This is a genomic window from Mycobacterium sp. 1245111.1 (assembly GCF_001673405.1).
Classification (GTDB): Bacteria; Actinomycetota; Actinomycetes; order Mycobacteriales; family Mycobacteriaceae; genus Mycobacterium.
On record NZ_LZLV01000023.1, the window covers coordinates 1 to 619 of the forward strand.

Annotated in this window: 1 protein-coding gene; it reads left to right on the forward strand. The window is 63.7% G+C overall.

What is annotated here, in order from left to right; translation table 11 throughout:
- The coding region (locus A5658_RS04710) for an MMPL family transporter (RefSeq protein ID WP_156751261.1) at positions 1-619 on the forward strand (619 nt) is incomplete at both ends.

Sequence of the window (619 nt, forward strand, 5' to 3'; positions counted from 1 at the left end):
AAGGTCTATCTCGGCGGCACAGCCGCGACCTATAAGGACATGCACGACGGCTCCAACATCGACCTGTTGATCGCCGGGATTGCGGCGGCCACCTTGATTTTCGTCATCATGCTGGTGATCACCCGAAGCGTGGTGGCGGCCGTCGTGATTGTCGGCACGGTGCTGCTCTCGCTGGGCGCGTCGTTCGGGCTCTCGGTACTGCTCTGGCAGTACATCCTCGGCATGAACCTGCACTGGATGGTGCTCGCGATGTCGGTGATCGTGCTGCTTGCCGTCGGTTCGGACTACAACCTGTTGTTGATATCCCGCTTGAAAGAGGAGATACCCGCCGGGCTGAAGACCGGGATCATCCGCGCGATGGGCAGCACCGGCAAGGTGGTGACCAACGCCGGTCTGGTGTTCGCGTTCACGATGGCCTCAATGGTGGTCAGCGACCTGCGCATCATCGGCCAGGTGGGCACCACCATCGGTCTCGGCCTGCTGTTCGACACGTTGGTGGTGCGCTCGTTCATGACGCCGTCCATCGCCTCGCTTCTGGGGCGCTGGTTCTGGTGGCCGATCAAGGTGCGACCACGGCCGGCCAGCGCGATGCTGCGACCCACCGGGCCGCGCTCGCTCG